Annotated in this window: 19 protein-coding genes; 5 read left to right on the forward strand and 14 right to left on the reverse strand. The window is 66.5% G+C overall.

Annotation, left to right across the window (positions count from 1 at the left end):
* Window positions 1-77: 77 nt before the first annotated feature.
* Window positions 78-1,418 (forward strand): aminomethyl-transferring glycine dehydrogenase subunit GcvPA, encoded by a 1,341-nt coding sequence (gcvPA, locus tag P0652_RS08520; protein ID WP_284178356.1) that lies wholly within the window; start codon window positions 78-80, stop codon window positions 1,416-1,418.
* Window positions 1,418-2,989, forward strand: coding sequence for an aminomethyl-transferring glycine dehydrogenase subunit GcvPB (gene gcvPB, locus P0652_RS08525; protein WP_284178357.1), 1,572 nt, complete (start codon window positions 1,418-1,420; stop codon window positions 2,987-2,989). The genes gcvPA and gcvPB overlap by 1 nt, the downstream gene beginning before the upstream one ends.
* 45 nt (window positions 2,990-3,034) lie before the next feature.
* Here the strand turns inward: gcvPB and P0652_RS08530 are convergent, their stop codons facing one another.
* From P0652_RS08530 to P0652_RS08570, 9 genes are all read right to left on the reverse strand, one after another.
* Complete coding sequence (locus P0652_RS08530; protein WP_284178358.1) at window positions 3,035-3,835, reverse strand: dienelactone hydrolase family protein; 801 nt, start codon at window positions 3,833-3,835, stop codon at window positions 3,035-3,037.
* Between the two features lie 117 nt (window positions 3,836-3,952).
* Entirely contained in the window at window positions 3,953-4,420 is a 468-nt protein-coding gene (locus P0652_RS08535) for a F0F1 ATP synthase subunit B family protein (RefSeq protein WP_284178359.1), read from the reverse strand.
* Window positions 4,421-4,432: 12 nt separating this feature from the next.
* Window positions 4,433-4,993: a F0F1 ATP synthase subunit B family protein gene (locus P0652_RS08540; RefSeq protein WP_284178360.1), complete on the reverse strand. Its 561-nt coding sequence runs from the start codon at window positions 4,991-4,993 to the stop codon at window positions 4,433-4,435.
* Between the two features lie 102 nt (window positions 4,994-5,095).
* Complete coding sequence (locus P0652_RS08545) at window positions 5,096-5,335, reverse strand: F0F1 ATP synthase subunit C (RefSeq protein ID WP_284178361.1); 240 nt, start codon at window positions 5,333-5,335, stop codon at window positions 5,096-5,098.
* Window positions 5,336-5,398: 63 nt separating this feature from the next.
* Window positions 5,399-6,157, reverse strand: a complete 759-nt coding sequence (locus tag P0652_RS08550; RefSeq protein WP_284178362.1) for a F0F1 ATP synthase subunit A — start codon at window positions 6,155-6,157, stop codon at window positions 5,399-5,401.
* Window positions 6,158-6,199: 42 nt separating this feature from the next.
* Window positions 6,200-6,577 (reverse strand): AtpZ/AtpI family protein, encoded by a 378-nt coding sequence (locus P0652_RS08555; RefSeq protein ID WP_284178363.1) that lies wholly within the window; start codon window positions 6,575-6,577, stop codon window positions 6,200-6,202.
* Window positions 6,578-6,803: 226 nt separating this feature from the next.
* Window positions 6,804-10,262: a chromosome segregation protein SMC gene (gene smc / locus P0652_RS08560; RefSeq protein WP_284178364.1), complete on the reverse strand. Its 3,459-nt coding sequence runs from the start codon at window positions 10,260-10,262 to the stop codon at window positions 6,804-6,806.
* A 48-nt stretch (window positions 10,263-10,310) separates the two neighbouring features.
* Window positions 10,311-10,964, reverse strand: coding sequence for a DsbA family protein (locus P0652_RS08565; protein ID WP_349774972.1), 654 nt, complete (start codon window positions 10,962-10,964; stop codon window positions 10,311-10,313).
* A gap of 125 nt (window positions 10,965-11,089) precedes the next feature.
* Window positions 11,090-11,683: a DUF721 domain-containing protein gene (locus tag P0652_RS08570; protein ID WP_284178365.1), complete on the reverse strand. Its 594-nt coding sequence runs from the start codon at window positions 11,681-11,683 to the stop codon at window positions 11,090-11,092.
* Window positions 11,684-11,833: 150 nt separating this feature from the next.
* On the opposite strand from P0652_RS08570, the gene P0652_RS08575 reads away from it, so the two are divergent.
* Complete coding sequence (locus P0652_RS08575) at window positions 11,834-12,892, forward strand: A/G-specific adenine glycosylase (protein ID WP_284178367.1); 1,059 nt, start codon at window positions 11,834-11,836, stop codon at window positions 12,890-12,892.
* Between the two features lie 5 nt (window positions 12,893-12,897).
* Here P0652_RS08575 and P0652_RS08580 read toward each other — a convergent pair whose 3' ends face one another.
* The gene (locus tag P0652_RS08580) at window positions 12,898-14,061 is read right to left on the reverse strand and encodes a site-specific DNA-methyltransferase (RefSeq protein WP_349774973.1); all 1,164 of its coding nucleotides are present in this window, start codon (window positions 14,059-14,061) and stop codon (window positions 12,898-12,900) included.
* A 112-nt stretch (window positions 14,062-14,173) separates the two neighbouring features.
* Window positions 14,174-14,788 (reverse strand): ribonuclease HII, encoded by a 615-nt coding sequence (gene rnhB / locus P0652_RS08585; RefSeq protein WP_284178369.1) that lies wholly within the window; start codon window positions 14,786-14,788, stop codon window positions 14,174-14,176.
* 65 nt (window positions 14,789-14,853) lie between these two features.
* Between rnhB and P0652_RS08590 the strand changes: the two genes are divergently transcribed.
* Window positions 14,854-15,312 (forward strand): hypothetical protein, encoded by a 459-nt coding sequence (locus P0652_RS08590; RefSeq protein ID WP_284178370.1) that lies wholly within the window; start codon window positions 14,854-14,856, stop codon window positions 15,310-15,312.
* Window positions 15,313-15,317: 5 nt separating this feature from the next.
* On the opposite strand, the gene P0652_RS08595 is transcribed toward P0652_RS08590, so the two are convergent.
* A complete protein-coding gene (locus P0652_RS08595) occupies window positions 15,318-16,448 on the reverse strand; it encodes a PA0069 family radical SAM protein (RefSeq protein ID WP_284178371.1) in 1,131 nt (376 codons plus the stop codon).
* 162 nt (window positions 16,449-16,610) lie between these two features.
* Here P0652_RS08595 and P0652_RS08600 point away from each other — a divergent pair, with 162 nt between their 5' ends.
* On the forward strand, window positions 16,611-17,153 hold the full coding sequence (locus P0652_RS08600) for a hypothetical protein (protein WP_284178372.1): 543 nt from the start codon (window positions 16,611-16,613) through the stop codon (window positions 17,151-17,153).
* A gap of 9 nt (window positions 17,154-17,162) precedes the next feature.
* On the opposite strand, the gene P0652_RS08605 is transcribed toward P0652_RS08600, so the two are convergent.
* Both P0652_RS08605 and moaB read right to left on the reverse strand, forming a co-directional pair.
* Window positions 17,163-17,453: a c-type cytochrome gene (locus P0652_RS08605; protein WP_284178373.1), complete on the reverse strand. Its 291-nt coding sequence runs from the start codon at window positions 17,451-17,453 to the stop codon at window positions 17,163-17,165.
* Window positions 17,454-17,465: 12 nt separating this feature from the next.
* Window positions 17,466-18,029, reverse strand: coding sequence for a molybdenum cofactor biosynthesis protein B (gene moaB / locus P0652_RS08610; RefSeq protein ID WP_284178580.1), 564 nt, complete (start codon window positions 18,027-18,029; stop codon window positions 17,466-17,468).
* Window positions 18,030-18,037 lie beyond the last annotated feature (8 nt).

Consider the following 18,037-nt stretch of genomic DNA (forward strand, 5'->3'; position numbering starts at 1 on the left):
CATTTTCACGCGAACCGCCATCCGGACCGCGTGAAGAATCTGCGAAAACAGGAACAAAGAGCAGGAAAGTCCCGATCATGCGCTATCTCCCCCTTTCCGATGCTGACCGGACGGCCATGCTGGCCCGGATCGGCGTCACGGATATCGACGCCCTCTTTGCCGATATTCCCGCCGACAAGCTGCTGAAAGCGCCGGTCGACCTGCCGCGCCGGAAGGGGGAACTGGAGGTCGAGCGTCAGCTCGGCCGCCTCGCGGCGAAGAATGTGCCCGCCTCCTCGGTGCCATTCTTCGTCGGCGCCGGCGCCTACAAGCACCATGTGCCCGCAACGGTCGATCACCTGATCCAGCGCTCGGAATTCCTCACCAGCTATACGCCCTACCAGCCGGAAATCGCGCAGGGCACGCTGCAATATCTGTTCGAGTTCCAGACCCAGGTCGCGCTGCTGACCGGCATGGAAGTCGCCAATGCCTCGATGTATGACGGCTCGACCGGCACAGGCGAGGCCGTGCTCATGGCGCATCGCATCACCAAGCGCCGCAAGGCAGTGCTTTCGGGCGGGCTGCATCCGCATTATGCCGAAGTCGTGCGCACGCTCTCTCATATGGCGAGCGATTCCGTGGTTTCGGCGCCGGCCAGCCCGTTGGCCGACGAGGACCTGATCAGCTTGATCGATGGCGAGACCTCCTGCGTCGTCGTCCAGAACCCGGATGTCTTTGGCAATATCCGCGATCTCCGCCCGATTGCCGCTGCCGCCCAAGCGAAGGGCGCGCTGCTGATCGCGGTCTTCACCGAGGCCGTCTCGCTCGGCCTCGTGGAATCCCCCGGCGCCATGGGTGCCGATATCGTCGTGGGCGAGGGCCAGTCCATCGGCAACGCGCTGAATTTCGGCGGGCCCTATGTCGGCCTCTTCGCCGCCAAGCAGAAATATGTCCGGCAGATGCCGGGCCGCCTCTGCGGCGAGACGGTGGATGCCGAGGGCCAGCGCGGCTTCGTGCTCACCCTTTCCACCCGCGAGCAGCATATCCGCCGCGACAAGGCGACGTCGAATATCTGCACCAATTCCGGCCTGTGCTGCCTCGCCTTCACCATCCACATGACGCTGCTGGGCGAGGCCGGCCTGAAGCGTCTGGCCCGGATCAACCACGCCAATGCCGTGAAGCTGGCCGATGCCCTCGCGGGCGTGAAGGGCGTGAGCGTGCTCAACAAGGCCTTCTTCAACGAATTCACCCTCCGCGTGCCCGGCAAGGCCGCGGATGTAGTGGAGAAGCTCGCCGGAAAGGGCGTGCTCGGCGGTGTGCCCTATTCGCGCCTCGCGCCGGAAGCCGGCCTCGATGACCTGATCCTTGTCGCCTCGACCGAGGTGAATTCCGATGATGACCGCGCGGCCTTTGTGGCTGCCCTGAAGGAGGTGCTTTGATGCTCAACAACCAGGGACGTCCCACGGCTGCCGGCGAGGCGACCGGCTCCGCCCATCCCACCTTCACCGGCAACCGGGCCCTGCAGGTCGAGGAAGCCCTGCTGTTCGAAATCGGCCGGGCCGATTGCACCGGCGTCGATCTTGATGAGCCCGCCTCCTTCAGCCCCCGCCTCGGCGGGCTCGAGCGCAAGGGCGATATCGGTCTGGTCGGGCTTTCGGAACCCGAGACGATGCGGCACTTCGTGCGGCTCAGCCAGAAGAATTACGGCATCGATACCGGGCTCTTCCCGCTCGGCTCCTGCACGATGAAGCACAATCCGCGCCTCAACGAGAAGATGGCGCGCCTGCCGGGCTTCTCGGATATCCACCCGCTCCAGCCGCAATCGACCGTGCAGGGCGCACTCGAGCTGATCGACCAGCTGGCCCATTGGCTGATGGTCCTGACCGGCACTTCGGCGGTCGCCATGTCGCCCAAGGCGGGCGCCCATGGCGAACTCGCCGGAATGATGGCGATCAAGGCTGCCATCGATGCCAAGGGCGAGGGCGCGATCCGCAATGTCGTGCTCGTGCCGGAATCGGCCCATGGCACCAACCCGGCCACCGCCGCGCTGATCGGCTTCGTGGTCAAGCCGGTTCCCGCGCAGGATGACGGCACGGTGCATGTCGAGGATGTGAAGGCCCTTCTGGGCCCGGATGTCGCCGCGATCATGCTGACCAACCCGAATACCTGCGGCATTTTCGAACCGCAGATCGTCGAGATCGCGAAGGCGATGCACGATGCCGGCGCCTATTTCTACTGCGACGGTGCGAATTTCAACGCCATCGTCGGCAAGGCCCGGCCGGGCGATCTCGGCATCGATGCGATGCATATCAACCTCCACAAGACCTTTTCCACCCCGCATGGCGGCGGCGGTCCGGGGGCTGGCCCGGTTGTCCTGTCGGATCGCCTTGCCCGTTTTGCGCCGCTGCCCTTCATCCGGAGGGATGGCAGCCATTTCGCGCTGGTCGAGACGGCGGATCAGGCTGGCGATGTGCAGGCCTTTGGCCGCGTCACCGCTTTCCATGGCCAGATGGGCATGTATGTGCGGGCGCTCTCCTACATGCTCAGCCATGGCTCGGATGGCATGAAGCAGGCCTCCGAGGATGCCGTGCTCAACGCCAACTACATCCGCGCCGGCCTCGAGGACCTGATGTCCTTGCCCTTCCCGGATCATCCCTCGATGCATGAGGCGTTGTTCGACGATACCTGGCTGAAGGATACCGGAATCAGCACGCTCGATTTCGCCAAGGCGATGATCGACGAGGGCTATCATCCGATGACGATGTATTTCCCGCTCGTCGTCCATGGTGCCATGCTGATCGAGCCGACCGAAAGCGAAAGCCGCGCCTCGCTCGACCTGTTCATCATGACCCTGCGGGATCTCGCGCTGCGGGCGAAGCGCGGCGAGACCGAGCGCTTCTCGGCCGCGCCGTTCCATGCGCCGCGGCGTCGCCTCGACGAAACGCGCGCTGCCCGCAACCCGATCCTGCGCTGGACGCCGCCTCAGCCGATCCAGCAGGCGGCGGAATAAGCAACAAGGAGCCGGGCCAGCCCGGCTCCTTCCCTTCCGCCACGGTCACATGCCGCGGAAAATTCCCATGGCGCGGCTGATCGCAGCGTCACGTGCGGCCGGATTGGTGCCGATCGTCACCACGCCGCTGCCATCAGCCGAGAAGGCTGCCTTCCGCGTCCGGAGGGGCATGTTCGGATAATCGAAATCGTGATGCGCGTCGGGATAACCAACGAAGGTCACGCCCGGCAGGGACTGGCAAGGGGCAGCCGGAGTCCAGTTATCCGCGAGGCCATGCAGGATCGTGACCGGAATGCGCGGCCGGAAATCCTGCTTCGCCATGGTCCGGCAGCCGGGGTAGAAGGCCACGGCCGTACGGAAATCCACGCCCCTGGGCCGGCGGATATCGCGCGCGGCGCTGAGCACGGTTGTTCCGCCATTCGACCAGCCGAGCAGCCCGATCCGGTTCCGGTGCACATCAGGCCGCGTCGCCAGCCATTCCGCTGTCGCAAAGGCGTCATAGGCGCGGTCTTTCGAGCGTACGTCGCGGTCGCGGACGTTGCATTGCGAGCCGAGCCCCCGCGAAGCGAAGCTCTCCGGGAAAACCACCAGGAAGCCTGCCGCCTGCAACCGGGCGCCCCAGTCGCGATGGCGGGCGCTGACCGGCTCGCGCGGGCTGCCAAGGCCGCCGCAGCCATGCAGGGCGACAATGGCGGGGAAAGGGCCCGCACCCGCCGGCTTGAGCATCAGGGCCTTCAGGGCCACCCCGCCGCGACCGGGAATGGACACCCATTCCTCTGCGCGGGCCGGCATGGCGGACAGGGTCATTGCGGTCAGGGCTGTTGCAACGATCGAGGATGATCGCATGGTCGTTCTCCTGGAATCCGCCAATCCCGTCCGGAAGAGTGCCGCAAGGAGGCGCGGAACACAAGAAAAAGGCCGCCTTTCGGGCGGCCTTGTCATATCTCGGAAGGGGACGGCGCCTCAGTTCAGGCGCTTCTTCACATCCTCGAGGCCGGCAGCAAAGGCGTCATCCCCCTTGGCCGCGCTCAGGATCTGCGCAGCGGCCTTGGTGGCGAGATCCACCGCAGCCGAACGGACTTCGGCCATGGCCTGGCTTTCGGCCTGCTGGATCTTCATCTCGGCCTGCTCGGTGCGGCGCTTGACGAAGTCCTTGAGCTTGGCCTTCGCTTCGGCCTCGAGGCGCTTCGCCTCGTCCTGCGCGGCGGAGACGATCCCGGCAGCTTCCTGTTCGGCCGCCACGCGCTTGGCTTCATAGCTCTTCAGCAGGGCAGCGGCCTCGTTACGAAGCTTCTCGGCCTCGTCGAGCTGCGCCTTGATCCGGGCGCCGCGGGCATCGAGCGCGCCGAGGATCTTGGTATGGACCCCGAAATAGCCGAGGATCCCCAGGAAGATGAAGAAGGAAGCGGCAACCCAGAATTCAGCGGTCATGGCTCCGTCTCCTCATTCGCCGCGCGCGGCGTTGATGGCCTTGGTCACGGCTGCTGCCGTGGGGGCCTTGCCGCTGAGCTGCTCGATGATCGCCGAGACGGCTTCCCGGGCGATGTCCTCGACATTGCCCATGGCCTTCGTCTTGGTCTCGTTGATGCTCGCCTCGGCGGCGACCATCTTCGCGGCAAGATCTTTCTCGACCGTGCTGCGCTTGGCATCGATCTCGCGAGCGCTTTTCGAGCGAGCTTCCTGCGCGATGGCCTGGGCATTCGCCTTGGCCTTGGCAAGCGCCTGCTCAAGGCCCTGCGCCTCGGCTTCTGCCGCCGCCTGGGCCTTGGAGGCCTGGGCAAGCGAGGTTTCGATCGTGGCTTCGCGCTCCGCCAGAATGGCACCGACACGCGGAAGCGCGACGCGGCTCATCAGCAGATAGAGCGTGCCGAAGGTCAACGCGAGCCAGAACAGCTGGCCGGCAAAGGTAGACGCGTTGAAAGGCGGAAACCCGCCCTTGGACTCTGCCGCAAGCACGGGAAGCGCCGACGACAGGAAGAGGGCAGAGGCTAGAAATCGGCGCATCGAACGCTCCTTTGGTGGGAACGGCGGACCCGGAACAATCCGGGCCGGGGATGGCGGGTTCGCCATCCCGTTTCGTGGTGGCCGGCAGGCCGGCCGACGCCCTCAGACGACGAAGAGCAGAACCAGCGCGACGACGAAGCAGAAGATGCCGAGGCCTTCCGCAAGCGCGGCGCCGATGAAGGCGCGGCCGAACTGGCCATCAGCGGCCGACGGGTTGCGCAGGGCACCTGAGAGGAAGTTGCCGAAAATGTTGCCGACGCCGATGGCAGCGAGGCCCATGCCAAGGCAGGCGAGGCCGGCGCCGATAAACTTGGCGAGAGCGGAGGCAGCAGCGAGTTCCATCGAATTTCTCCTGGTTGGGATGGATGTAAAAGCGGAAAGCCTTCAGCAAGATGCGTGTGCGGGTCAGTGCCCCGGATGCAGCGCATCGTTGAGATAGACGCAGGTAAGGATCGTGAAGACATAGGCCTGCAGGAAGGCCACGAGGAATTCCAGCGCCGTCAGCGCAACTGCCAGCAGCAGCGGCAGGGGTGCAAGTATGCCTGCAGCGCCAGCCCCGAGAAGGGCAGCCACGAAGGCGCCGAACACCTTGAGCGCGATATGGCCCGCAAGCATGTTGCCGAACAGACGGAGCGAAAGGCTGATCGGGCGCGACACGAAGGAGACGACCTCGATCAGCACCATGAAGGGCAGCAGCCAGCCGGGCACGCCAGACGGCACGAACAGGCCAAAGAAATGGGAGCCGTGACCGACAATGCCGGCAACCAGAACCACGGTGATCACCAGCATCGCGAAGGCGGCGGTGACGATGATGTGGCTGGTCGTTGTGAACGAACCCGGGAGCATCCCGAGCATATTGGCGGCGAAAACGAACATGAAGAGGGAGAATACGAACGGGAAGAATTTCATCCCTTCGCGGCCAGTCACGCCGGTGAGCGTGTTGGCGACGAATTCATAAGCCATCTCGGCCAGGCTCTGCAGGCGCCCGGGAACAATCGAGCGGGACGCGCTGCCATAGACCATGACGAGTGTCGTTACGGCAACGGCAATGACCATCCACAGGGCCGAGTTGGTGAAGGACATGTCGAACCCGAACAGGTTGATCGGGACGAGCTTCTGGATTTCGAACTGATGGATCGGATCAATCGTGCCCGGTTGCGCCACGTCTCGTCGTCCTTGTCATCTGCCGAGGGATCGGCGTTCCATTCACGTCCTGGGCCCGTCCGTGCCGTCGGTGCGGCGCATGCCGAGCTTGTAGAGATTGAGAAACCCCGCTGCCATGCCGACCATCAGGAAGATGATCAGAAAGATCGGCAGGGTCCCGAATTGCCGGTCGAGCAGATACCCGATACCGCCCCCGACGATCACGCCTGCCGCGAGTTCCGACGTGGCACGCATCGCCTTGGCGAACGCGCCGTTATCGGTCCCCTTCGACGATGACCCGCCGAACAGCCCACCGCGAGTGCTTTCGCCCTCGCGCTGCGCTTTCAGCGCATCCAACCGTGACCGGAGCGACTCCATCTCACCACCCGGCGAGGAAGCCTTGGAGCCCGGCTTGGGCACGTCAGGTTCCGGATCCGCCATGGTGCGACATCACCCTCTGAGGGAAACGCCCGGACTTTCCGGAGAAAGACAAGACGCAGCCGCGCAGCAAAACGATCTCCCGTTCCGCTACGTTGCCGGGTGTTAATCAGGCGCGAAAGCCAGTGTCAAGCCGCCAGATCGGCTGAAAAGTCACAGGACTGTCCGAAGCATGGCATGCCCGGCAGCCTGTTGCCGCAATGCAGCAGAAATTCGCCTGCCCGGCAGGTCAAACCGCCTCGGCCAGACGTTCGGCTTCGGCCAGATCCACCGAAACCAGCTGGCTGACGCCCCGCTCGACCATGGTCACGCCATAGAGCCGGTCCATCCGCGCCATCGAGATCGGATTGTGGGTAATCACCAGGAACCGGGTCGCGGTGTCACGCGCCATGTCATGCAGCAGGTCGCAGAGCCGCTCGACATTCGAATCGTCCAGCGGGGCATCGACCTCGTCGAGCACGCAGATCGGGGCGGGATTGGTCAGGAAAACCGCGAAGATCAGCGCCGTGGCGGTGAGTGCCTGTTCGCCGCCCGACAGGAGCGAGAGCAGTTGCGGCTTCTTGCCCGGCGGCTTGGCGATGATCTCGAGCCCCGCTTCCAGCGGGTCATCGGCCTCGATCAGCTGCAATTCCGCCGTCCCGCCGCCGAAGAGCCGGCCGAACAGCTTCTGGAACTGCGCGTTGACACTGTCGAAGGCTGCCCTCAGGCGCTGGCGACCCTCGCTGTTGAGCGCATCGATGGCGCGGCGAAACTTCCGGATCGCCTCCGTCACATCCTCGCGCTCCCGCGCCAGACCGCTGCGTTCGGCCTCGATTTCCTGCAATTCGAGATCGGCGCGGAGATTGACCGCGCCGAGCCGGTCGCGATCCTGCCGGAGGTCGGTGAGCCGGGCCTCCATCTGCGCGGGCTCCACCCGCTTTGCCACGGTGAGCGCCGCCAGCCGGGCGGGAAGCTCGGCCAACGGCGCATCGAGCTTCTCTTCCACGGCCTGAACCATCTGGCGGTGGCGGGCGACGGCGGATTCATGCTGGACCTGAAGGCGGGCACTGGCCTCGCGCGCATCGGCCAAAGCCGCCATGGCCTGACGCGCCGCGTCATCGGCGGAACGGTCCCGCGTCTCGGCGAGGGCAAGGGCATCCTGTGCCGCGCGGAGATCCGCCTCCCGGGCCTCGATCTGGAGCGCGATCCCCCGGCGCCGAGCGGCCAGCGTCGCCGGCATGCCTTCCAGCGATTCGGCCTCCGCACGGAGCCGGGAGAGGCGTTCGGCCTGATCGACCTCGGACCGCCGCGCCCGCTGGATGCGCTCGTCCCAGGCAGCGCGATCTCGTTCCAGCTGTTCGATCCGGCTCCTCTGACCGGCGATACGGGCCTGCCGTGCGGCCTGAGCCTGCGTTGCCTCACGCTCGGCGTTCCGAAGCGCCTCGACCCGTTCGCGCACGGGCGCCAGCCGGGCTTCGCCCTCCGGCATGTCGCCCAGAGCTTCACGGGCGGCTTGCCGTTCGGCCAGCCTTTCGCTGGCGGCCTGCCGGTCCGGCTCGAGCGCGGCCAGCCGCGCCCGCGCTGTTTCAAGCCGGATCCGCACCTCTTCCGTCCGCCGGAGGGCGCGCTGCCATTCGGCCTGGGTCTGTTCGCGCGCCTGCCCGGCGCGGCGCAGCGCCTCGCGGGCCTGCATCTCGGAATCCTGCGCCTTGCGGGTCGCCAGCGAGAGGCGGTCGATTTCCACCCGGATCGCATCACGCCTGGTCCGGGCCTCGACAGCCTGCGCCTCGACTTCCGCCAGCCGGTTGCGTTCGGCGAGGCGGCGGGCGGCTGCGCTTGGCGCCTCGGCGCGGGCGACGAACCCGTCCCAGCGCCAGAGATCACCCTCGCGCGAGACGAGGCGCTGACCCTGCCTCAGCTGGGCACGCAGGCGATGACCGTCCGCGCGGGTGACGATGCCGATCTGCGACAGGCGCGGATGCAGCACCGCCGGGGCCTCGACCACCGACAGGGCCGGCGTCACGCCGTCCGGCAGTGGCGGGAGGCTTTCATCCCGCGTGGCACCTTCCCAATGGCGCGTCGCGCCCGTCTCGATCGCGGCCTCGAGATCCTCGCCGAGGGCGGCGGCGAGGGCGGTCTCGTAGCCCGCCTGCACCGCCACGAGATCGATCACCGGCGTCCAGAGGCCGGGCTCGGTCTGGTCGACCAGCTTGCGGATCGTCCTTGCTTCCGTATCAAGCCTCTGGGCATTTCGTTCCGCCTCCGCGAGACGGGGGCGGACCGCCTGCTCCTCGCCGCGTGCCTGATGCGCCTGCCGCTCGGCTTCATCCAGCGTGGCCTGTGCCGCCGAAAACGCCATGCCTGCCGCTTCGGAAGCCGCCTGCAGCCGCTCGACTTCCGCCAGCGCGCCGGAATCCCGTTCCGCCAGGGCAAGGGCCGTTCGGGCTTGCTCCATGGCGGCGTCCAGCCGCGCGAGATCCTGCCGCGCTTCCAGCAGCCGCTGCTCGGCGGCCCGGCGGCTGGCCTGCGCCTCCGCCAGCTCCAGTTGCAGCGCCGCCAGATCGGCTTCGGCCTGAAGCCGCGCGGCGGCAGCCTGTTCGAGCCGGAGCCGGTCACCCTCCGTCATCGCCGCGTCGCCGGCAAGGGCCCCGGCAAGGCTGTCCTGCTCGGCGGCCAGTTTCGCAAGCGCGCCGTCAGCGTCAGCCAGCACGTTCCGCGCCGTCTCGACATCCTTCTCGGAATCACGCTGCCGTGACGCCAGTTCCGCCAGCCGCGCTTCCACCTGCCGGATCTCGCTGTCCAGCGTCTCGCGCTGGACAAGATCCTGTTGAAGCGCCGACTGGGCGAGCCCGGCCGCGCGGCGGGCCTGTTCCAGTTCGTGCTGCGCCACGGCCCGGCCCCGCTCGGCCTCGCCCTGTGCAGTCATGGCCGTGGCAATGGCCCGGACGGAAACATCATAGCCATGCCTGAGCCGGCTGACCTCGCCTTCCGCATCCGCCAGGCCTTCCGCAAGCAGCAGCAGTTCAAGCTCGCGGATCTCGGCCGAAAGCAGCCGGTAGCGCTCCGCCCCCTTGGCCTGCCGGCGGAGATCGGCCATCTGCCGGTCGAGTTGGCCGAGCACATCCTCGGTACGGGTGAGGTTCTCCTCCGCCTGCCGCAGCCGCAATTCGGCCTCGTGCCGGCGGGCATGCAAGCCGGCAATGCCGGCGGCATCCTCGAGAATGCGGCGGCGGTGCTGCGGCTTTGCGGCGATGAGTTCCCCGATCTGGCCCTGCCGCACCATGGAGGGCGAGCGTGCCCCGCTGGCGGCGTCCGCGAAGAGGATCTGCACGTCCCGCGCACGGACCTCGCGGCCATTCATGCGGTAGGTCGAACCCTGTTCGCGCACGATCTTGCGGGAAATCTCGATATGGTCGGCCCCGGCGAGGAAGCCCGGCAGGTCGGAGGGCGGGTCACTGAGCCGGATCGAAACCTCGGCATGGTTCCGTTCGGGCCGGTTGCCCGAGCCGGCGAAAATGACATCGTCCATGCCGCCGCCGCGCAGCGATTTGGAGGACGTCTCGCCCATCACCCAGCGCAACGCTTCGACAAGGTTCGACTTGCCGCAGCCATTGGGGCCAACCACGCCCGTCAGGCCGGGCGCGATCAGCACGTCGGTGGGATCGACGAAGGTTTTGAAGCCAGCAAGGCGGAGCCGTTCGAACTTCACCCTGTCCCGCCTCCGTTTCCGTTCCGGCCGGCGGAAAACCGCTTCGGCTTATGGTTTCAGCAAGGGTTCAAGCACCTTGTCCAGTTCCTCGATGCTCATGTCACCGCGGCGGATCTGGCCATTGATGAAGAAGGTCGGCGTGGAATTCACACCATGCACTTCCGCGCCACGCTTCTTCGCAGCATTCAGGCCGTCATAAACCGACTGGTTTTTCAAGCAGGCCTCGAAGCTTTCCTGTGTGAAACCGGCCTGGCGTGCAATGGCGAGCAGGGCATCCAGTGGCTTGTCTGACCCGGCCCAGTTCGGCAATTGCTGGAACAGAACCGAGACCAGCGGGAAATACCGCTGCTCGCTGGAACAGCGCGCCATCATCGAGGCAGCGGTCGAGAGTGGATCGAGCGGGAATTCCCGGAAGATCAGCCGGACCTTGCCGGTATCGATGTATTTTTCCTTGAGCGCCGGGAAGGTCCGGTTGTGGAAATTCGCGCAATGCCCGCAGGTCAGCGAGGCATATTCGATGATCGTGACCGGCGCATCGTCACGGCCGATCACCTTGTCGCCCAGCGGGCCGGCCTGGAGAAGGGCCTCCGGCGTCTTGCCCTGCGCCAGGGCGGCGGCGGGCATGGCGGCAAGGCCAAGGGCCAGCGCGGCAGAGCGCATCACGGTCCGGCGGTCGGCACGAAGGAAGGGCTGGCTCATCATGAAAAATCCCGTGGCAAGGCGCGGCACCCGGCCGCGCGAGAACTCCAAACCTGCCCGCCATTTGTTCCAAGCCGAGCCGCAAGGCAAGCCCCGCCTCTCCGCATGGCATGCAGGATCGCCCGGTTCTAGCGCAGCTTTTGCGCCGGAACTGTGGCCGCTGCGGGCGAATGGCCGGCCATCTCTTCCGCTTTCCGGGTGATTCCCGCGCCCAGAACAGCCAGCGCATGGCGCAGGTCCTCGGCCTCGATGCGGCCGAGCCCCTGTTCCACCCGGGCGACAAGGGCCGGATCAAGTTGTCGTGAGCGAGGCGGCGCGGGCGGCGGCGCCTTCGGCATCTGGTGCACCACGATGGTCCCGATGCAGCCGAAACCGAGCCGGCGGTTCACGGCCTCGATCAGCCCGGCAGAGGCCATCTGGACATCGAGCGCGAAGGCGCCGGGGCAGGCGACGACCAGTGTCGCCCGGCGGGCCCTTTCCGCCTTGTCGCTGACACTCTTTCCCGTTGGTGCATCGATCTCGGTCCGGCGCGGCCAGCGGATTTCCAGCGGCTGGGTCCATTCGGCGAGGCGCGGCCCGACAATCGCGCGCCATTCGGTCAGGATCGCCGAAGTCGCGAAGCCGCGCTGCCGCAAGGCGGGCTCGATCGTGCCCGGCACCAGGTCGGAGAGCCGGGCCGGCCCTTTGCGGCGCGGTGTCCTCTGCGGGCTGTCCTGGCTCATCTTCTCCACAATCGGTTGGGGGCTCCGGCAGGCTGCGCAGTTCTGCCGGCTTGTTGGCGGCTGCGTTAGCCGTCACAAGACCGGGAGGATCGTAGCGGGTTCCCTCCGGCAGACCAAGGGGGCCGGCAGGTCCCCGTCTGGGAGATTTCCGTGACCGCACCACGCCGATCACGAACGGACGAGCCCGCCGACCCGCGGGGCCTCGCCTTGCTGGACTGGTATGACCGGCATCGCCGTGTGCTGCCCTGGCGCGCGCTGCCGGGCCAGCGGCCAGACCCGTACCATGTCTGGCTGTCGGAGATCATGCTGCAGCAGACGACGGTCGAGACCGTAAAACCCTATTTCGCGAAATTCCTCGCCCTCTGGCCGGATATCCGCGCGCTTGCAGCAGCTGACGACCAGGCGGTGCTCTCGGCATGGGCCGGCCTCGGCTATTATGCCCGCGCGCGGAACCTCATTGCCTGTGCCCGCGCCGTCGCTGCCCGCCCCGGCGCGGCCTTTCCGGAGACCGAGGAAGGCCTGCGCGCCCTGCCGGGGATCGGCGCCTACACGGCAGCCGCCATCGCAGCCATTGCCTTCGATGAGCCGGCCGTGGTGATCGACGGCAACATCGAGCGTGTCATCACGAGGCTGGAAGCAATCGAAACCCCGCTGCCGCGGGCAAAGGCCGAGATCGCCGACGTGCTCCGCCCGATGGTTCCCGCCGGCAGGCCCGGCGATTTCGCGCAGGCATTGATGGATCTCGGGTCCGGCATCTGCCGGCCTCGCAACCCGGATTGCCTGCTTTGTCCCTTCCGCAGCAACTGCAAGGCCGCCGCCAACGGGCGCGCCACCGCCTTTCCGGTCAAACCCGCCCGGAAGGGCAAGCCTGTCCGGCATGGGACGGCCTACCTCGTCCGCGATGGCGCGGGACGGATCCTGCTCGGCACACGGCCCGCGAAGGGTCTTCTGGCCGGCATGGCGGAGGTGCCGAATACCGGCTGGGCCGAGATCGCCCCCCCGGATTCCCCGCCTGTCCCGGCTGACTGGATGCGGCGCAACGCGCCGGTCATCCATGTCTTCACGCATTTTGAATTGCGGTTGATCGTGGCCGAGGCGCGATTGGCCGGCGAAATGCCGCCACCGCCCGGCCTGCGTTGGGTGGCGCAGGCTGACCTGGCAGGCGAGCCGCTGCCCACCCTGTTTCGCAAGGTGATCGAGGCGGTCTAGATCTCTCAGGCCGCCTTCTGGGCGGCCCGGATTTCGGCCCGCAGGACATCGATCGGCTGGCGCCGGCCGTCGATCTCGACATGCCAGTAGGTCCAGCCATTGCAGGCCGGCAGACCCTGGACCAGCGCACCGATCTTGTGGATCGAGCCGACAATGCCGTTGGCGCTCAACTGGCCATCCGGCCGCACGATGGCCTCGTGCCGGGCTTTTGCGTCGGTCAGCACGGTGCCGGCCGCGATCCGCCCGGTCTCGACAAGGCTGGCAAAGGCCACGCGCGGCTCTTCGCGCTTGGCGAGTGGCTGGGTCAGCAGCTCCGCCGGCAGCGCCTCGACGGCAGCGATCCGTTCGGCGGCGGCCTTGGCATAGCCGGGATCGCGCTCGATGCCGATGAAATGCCGGCCGAGCTTCTTGGCAACAGCGCCGGTCGTGCCGGTGCCGAAGAACGGGTCGAGCACGAGATCGCCGGGATTGGTGGCCGACAGCAGCACACGCTGCAGCAAGGCTTCGGGCTTCTGCGTCGGATGGGCTTTGGCGCCCTGGCCGTCCTTGAGGCGTTCGGCGCCGGTGCAGAGCGGCAGGAACCAGTCCGAGCGGGCCTGGCAATCCTCGTTTCCGGCCTTCAGCGCCTCGTAATGGAACGTGTATTTTTTTGCGCCGGCATCGCGCGCAGCCCAGATCAGCGTCTCATGCGCGTTGGTGAAGCGCCGGCCGCGGAAATTCGGCATCGGGTTGGCCTTGCGCCAGATGATGTCGTTGAGAATCCAGAATCCGAGATCCTGCAGGATCGAGCCGACGCGGAAGATATTGTGATAGGAGCCGATCACGAACAACGTCGCATTCGGCTTCATTGCGCGGCGCGCGCCTTCCAGCCACGCCCGGGTGAAGGAATCATAGGCGCCGAAACTCGAGAACTGGTCCCATTCGTCATCCACCGCATCGACAAGGCTCTGGTCGGGGCGCGTCAGCGCGCCGGCGAGCTGCAGGTTGTAGGGCGGATCGGCGAAAACGAGATCGACCGAGGCTTCCGGCAGGCGCGCCAGGGCTTCGAGGCAATCCTCGTTGAGAATTTGATCCTGGAAAGACAAGCCGGCTGAGGAAGCGAGACCCCGGGTACGCAATACCTGACCCCGGGGCCCATGACTTGTCGCTTCCGAGCGGAGGATACGCATGACAGCCGCACCGGTAAGAACTTCGACGCGGCCGACTATGGCGACGGGGGATGAAAACGAGGTTTACGGGGGATTCACGCTGCCTGTCCCTTTTTGGGATGGCTGCAGCGCCTCAGCTTGCCCCGTTCAGGGCGCGGCAGGGTGCATAGGAAAGCCGGTGCAACGGGCAGAGGCCGAGCCGCGCAAGTGCCGCCTTGTGCGCCGGCGCAGGGTATCCGGCATGGCGGTCAAACCCGTAACCGGGATAGCGCCTCTCCGCTTCCTGCATCATCGCATCCCGCGTGACCTTGGCGATGATCGAGGCCGCAGAGATCGCTGCCACGCGCGCATCCCCGCCGATGACCGCAGCAGCGGGAATGGCGAGCCCCGGTGGCGTGAACTTGCCATCGACCAACGCGGCTTCAGCGGGGCGGGGCAGGGCGGCCAGCGCCCGTGCCATGGCGAGCAAGGTTGCGCCATGGATGTTGAGCCGGTCGATTTCCGCCGGCAGCACGGTGGCGAGTCCGATCTCGGCGCAGGCAAACACCGCCTCGGCAAGTGCGTCCCGGCGCGTGGAAGCAAGCGCCTTGGAATCGGCCAGCCCGGGCGGAATGCCCGCTGCAGGAAGGATCACGGCGGCGGCCACCACCGGCCCTGCCAACGGCCCACGCCCGACCTCGTCTATGCCGGCAATCCGCGTCAGCCCGGCCTTGCGCCAGGCGGACCATTGGGGAATTTCGTCGGCCATGATGCCTTGCGCCCGGTTTCTGCGTATACGTCCTAAACCGGAAGCAGCGAGGTTCAAGCCCGGCCATGAGCGAGACACCCCCCGGCCATGTGGATAGCCTGGACGAGGCCACGATTCTCTCCCGTTTCGCGCCCGATGAGGCCGATGCGGCCGGGCTCGTCGCCTATGCGCTGCATCGCCGGGCGCTGCTGGCTTTCCGCACGGAATTTACCCGCCGGACCGGCGCCGCCCCCTCGGGTGAGGCCGAGCAGGCCTTCCTGATCTCGGAAACCTCGCCGGCCCGGCTCTCTGCCTATCGCGCGGAGGCCAGCCGTCTGCTGGGCCCCGCGCCAACGAAGCCGTCTGACCCCGCGCCGCGCCGCCGGACGCGCTGGATGGCTGTGTTCGGCGGTCCGCCCATGCTGATGCCGGACCAGCCGGACAAGGTGAACTGGCGCGGCCTGCTCTACCGGCTGGGCATGCTGCTTCTGGCCGTCATCGCCACGTCGCTGCTCCTGCGGGTCCTGTTCGTCCGCCCGCTTTGACGCCCTCAGAACAGCGACATCTGCGTACCGGGCAGAACCGGTGGCGTGAAGAGATCCGTCCTGAGCCGCGAGGCATGCCGCCGCTTGATGCCGAGCCGCTGGCAGGCGATCCGGAACCTCTTGGCGAGCAGCTCGGCATAGGGCCCCGTACCCGTCTGGCGTGTCCCGAAGCGCGAATCATAATCCGCCCCGGACCGCATCGACTGGACGAGGCTCAGCACATGCCGCAGTTTTCCCGGGTAATGCACCAGCAGCCATTCTCGGAACAGCTCACGAAGTTCCAGCGGCAGCCGGATCAGGATGTAATTGGCTTCCTCGACACCGGCTTCCGCACCGGCTTCGAGAATGGCCTCGATCTCGTGATCATTGATCGCCGGAATCATCGGCGAGGCGAGGATCGCCGTGGGAATGCCGGCAGCGGAAAGCTGGCGCAGTGCATCGATCCGCCGGGCTGGAATCGAGGCGCGGGGTTCCAGCTTCCGCGCGAGAGTTCCGTCCAAAGTGGTCACCGACAGCGCAACGCGCGCCAGCCCCTTCGCTGCCATCGGGACGAGCAGGTCGAGATCGCGCAGGACCATCGCGTTCTTGGTCACGATCGTCACCGGATGCTGCGTCCGGGCCAGGACTTCGAGGATCTGTCGTGTGATCCGGTAATGCCGCTCGATCGGCTGGTAGGGATCGGTATTGGTGCCGAGCGCGATCTCGCGCGGCTGGTAGCGGGGATGCGCCAGTTCACGTTCCAGCAATTCGGCCGCATTGGGCTTGGCGAAGAGACGCGATTCGAAATCCAGCCCCGGCGACAGGCCGAGATAGGCATGGCTCGGCCGCGCATAGCAATAGGAACAGCCATGCTCGCAGCCACGATAGGGGTTGATCGAGCGGTCGAAGGACAGATCGAGCGAATCGTTCCGGGTAATGACCGAGACCGCCCGCTCCATCGTCGTTTCGGTGCGGAAGGGTGGCAAAACCTCGTCCTCTTGCCAGCCATCGTCGAAAGCCTCGCGCTGCTGCTTCTCGAAGCGGCCGCCGGCATTGGTGACCGTGCCGCGACCCCGCTCATGCGCGCGGGCCAGCGGGGTCTCCACCCGCTTGACCCGCTCGGCCTCGGCGGGATCGCGAGGGTCGAAACCGTTCATCATTCGCTCCTGATATTGGAACGAAAAGTGAACAATCTGCCTGTGGAAGTCAAGCCTGCACGGCCGGGCGGGGGAAGTTTGCGCCCCCTTGCCAAAAAACTTGTTGCGCTGCACAATAATCGAGGCGGCAACTTTTCCTGTGCGCCCGTCCGGAAAGGCTCCATGCTCACGGCTGTTATCGATGTGCGTCCAGAACCGCTTGCGCTGACGGCAACGTTGGGCCCGCTGGTCAGGGGCGTCGTCGAGGGGCTGGTCGGCAATGCGATGTTGATCTGCCGCCAATCCACCGAAGACCTCGAATCGATCTCCGATGCGGCAGGGTGCCGGATCGTCACCGCGGAGAGTTGGCCCGAGGGCTTTGCCCGCGCCGCGACCCTGGCTCCCGGTTCAGGCCTGCTCGTCCTGGATACGGGCCTTCAACTCGGACCGGATTTCTGGCCGGTCCTCGCGGATATCCTGCCGGCCCTCGGGGCAAGGCCAGCCATGTCGCAGCCGGCTCTGGGTGGCGGCATGGGTGGCCTGTTCGATGGCCTGATCGAGGGCGTCCGCACCATGGGTGGCAGGCCGAGCCGGAACGCAGCCTTGCTCCTGCCGCCGAGCCGCGCACGGGATATCGCGCTCGCCAAGCTCGATCCCTATTCGGTGCGGTTCGGCGCCGAACTGGTTCGACTCAAGGCCTCGGTTACGCGCGTCGAATTGCGTTGAACGCGTCGCCTATCGCGGCAGGCGGGCATAGAAATCCGCGATTTCCTGCATTTCCTGATCGTCCATCAGGCGGCTCATGACACGCATTTCCTTGTGCGGCCGCCGGCCGGCGCGGAAATCGCGCATCTGCTTCAGCAGATACTCGTAATTCTGCCCCGCCAGATGCGGCACATCCTTGTCCTTGGCGATCCCGTCATCGCCATGGCAGGCCATGCATTCGAGAATGAGTTGACGGTTGGGCTGCTGCGCCGTGGCGCCGGAACTGGCCAGCACGGCCAGAAGGATCAATCGGGTTTTCATTCGCGTAGTCTTTCAGACTGTCGCACCCTGCGCCTTGACGCGGCGCAAATGCTCGTCGAGGCGAGGCATGATTTCCACGAAATTGCAGGGCCGGTGCCGGTAATCCAGCTGCGCGGCGAGAATGCCGTCCCAGGCATCCTTGCAGGCACCGGGGGAGCCGGGCAGGCAGAAAATATAAGTCGCGCCGGCGACGCCCGCCGTCGCGCGGGACTGGATGGTCGAGGTGCCGATCTTCGGGATGGAAATGTGGTGGAACAGCACCGAGAATCCGTCCATCCGCTTCTCGAAAAGCGGCTCCACCGCCTCCGGCGTGACATCCCGGCCGGTAAAGCCGGTGCCGCCGGTGGTGATGATCACATCGACGCCCTTGTCGGCAATCCAGCCACGCAAACGGGCGCGGATCGCCTCGACATCATCCGGCACGATGGCCCGGTCAGCCAGCCGATGTCCGGCCGTCTCGAGCCGCCCGACCAGCGTGTCGCCGGATTTGTCATCCGCCAGCGTGCGCGTATCCGACACCGTCAGCACCGCAATGTTGAGCGGGATGAAAGCCTTGCTCTCGTCGAGGCGCGCCATCGACATGG

This window comes from Rhabdaerophilum sp. SD176 (genome assembly GCF_030143245.1).
GTDB lineage: Bacteria > Pseudomonadota > Alphaproteobacteria > Rhizobiales > Beijerinckiaceae > Rhabdaerophilum.